This window comes from Streptomyces beihaiensis (genome assembly GCF_026274175.1).
In the GTDB taxonomy this organism is placed as follows: domain Bacteria; phylum Actinomycetota; class Actinomycetes; order Streptomycetales; family Streptomycetaceae; genus Streptomyces; species Streptomyces beihaiensis.
In genome coordinates this window covers 1-1,452 of record NZ_JAPHNL010000195.1, presented here as the reverse complement: position 1 = coordinate 1,452, position 1,452 = coordinate 1, and the positions used below count along the sequence as shown (strand labels likewise).

General features: G+C 77.5%; 1 protein-coding gene and 1 pseudogene. Both read right to left on the bottom strand.

Annotated features, from left to right (window positions below; translation table 11 throughout):
* Positions 1 to 775: pseudogene (locus OFY01_RS16850) on the bottom strand (hypothetical protein); the annotation flags it as partial.
* Positions 772 to 1,431: a class I SAM-dependent methyltransferase gene (locus tag OFY01_RS16845; protein WP_407700361.1), complete on the bottom strand. Its 660-nt coding sequence runs from the start codon at positions 1,429 to 1,431 to the stop codon at positions 772 to 774. The gene OFY01_RS16845 and the pseudogene OFY01_RS16850, both read right to left, overlap by 4 nt.
* Positions 1,432 to 1,452 lie beyond the last annotated feature (21 nt).

Sequence of the window (1,452 nt, the reverse complement as noted above, 5' to 3'; positions counted from 1 at the left end):
CGAGCGCCGTGCACGCCACGGTCCACGCGGCGACGGCCGTGTAGTACCCGTCGGCGGAGGCGCCGACCCACACGGCGGCCGGGGCGAGCACCAGGAACGGCGCCGCGCGGCGTGCCGTGCCTTCGTCGGCCAGCGCCCGCACGGTCACGAGGACGGCGGCGGCCGCCGTGGTCCCCACGACGACGCACCACACCCCGGCCCAGGCGCCGCCGCCGAGCCCGATCCGGTCCAGCCACACGAAGGTGAGCGTGGCGCCCGGCGGATGGCCCGCCACATGCGGCGGCCAGTGGCCGGGCGAGTGGAGCAGGATGTGCCGGTGGAAGTCCCGCAGGGTCGCGGGGATGTCCCGGAACCGGTCGATCACCTGCAAGTACTCGTATCTGGTGGTGAGCCGTGTCGCGATGCCGCGGTGCCAGCCGTCGATGAGCGCCAGTGCGAACGTCCACGCCGTCGAGGTGGTCCAGGCCGCCACGAGCAGCCACCGCCACGGCAGCCGGACGGCGAGCGGGGGCCCGTACGCCACCACGAGCACGGCGACGACCGGCGCGGCCACCGTGCCCGGCCCGACGTGCGGCTCCCACACGGCGAACAGCGGCGGCCAGCCGACGTGCAGTGTGCCGTACCGGTCCTGGATCCACCGGCCCACCAGGACGGCCACGAGCACGAGCCCGCCCGCCGCCACGGCGGCGAGCACGTCGGCCCGAGCGGAGCGTGGCCGGGTCCCGGGCGGGCGTCCCCCGGCCTCGACCGCCTGCTGGTCCTGGGCCGCGCTCATCGGGGCACCCCGGCCCGTCGCGACCGCAGGGCTGTGAAGCGGCGTTCGCCGACCGTCCAGCGGGTGGTGGCACGCCAGCCGGCGGGGCGGGAGTGCCGCTCCAGGGCCCGCGGCCCCACGCGCGCCCACGGGAACAGCGCACCTGTCGCGCCCCGCCCGTCGTCCACCTGGACCTCGACCCGCTCGTCCACCTCCTGCGGTGCCGTCTCGACGATCAGCAGGCCGCCCGGACGGACCAGTTGGGTGACGCGGCCGAGCAGGGCCGCGGGATCGCCGCCGATGCCGATGTTGCCGTCCATCAGCAGCGCCGTCCCCCAGCCGCCCTCGTCGGGCAGCTCGTCGAAGACCGACCGGTGCACGACCGGTCCGCCCAGGCGGCGCGCCCGGTCCACGGCCGCCTCACTGACGTCGACGCCGAGCGCGGAGCGTCCCGCCGAGGTCAGCGCGGCGACCAGCCGCCCGGGGCCGCAGCCGAGGTCGAGCACGGAGCCCTCGCACCGGTGCAGCGCCGACAGGTCGGCGGCGTCGGCTCCCGCACACCAGCGCTCCACGTCCAGCGGCAGCAGCCAGCCGTCCGCGCGGCGCAGGAAGAGCGGGCCGCGACGGCGGCGCAGGGCGTGCGCGTACGGGTCGGCGCTCCACGGGCGGGTGGCCACGGGCACGTCGGTGGCGCGGCC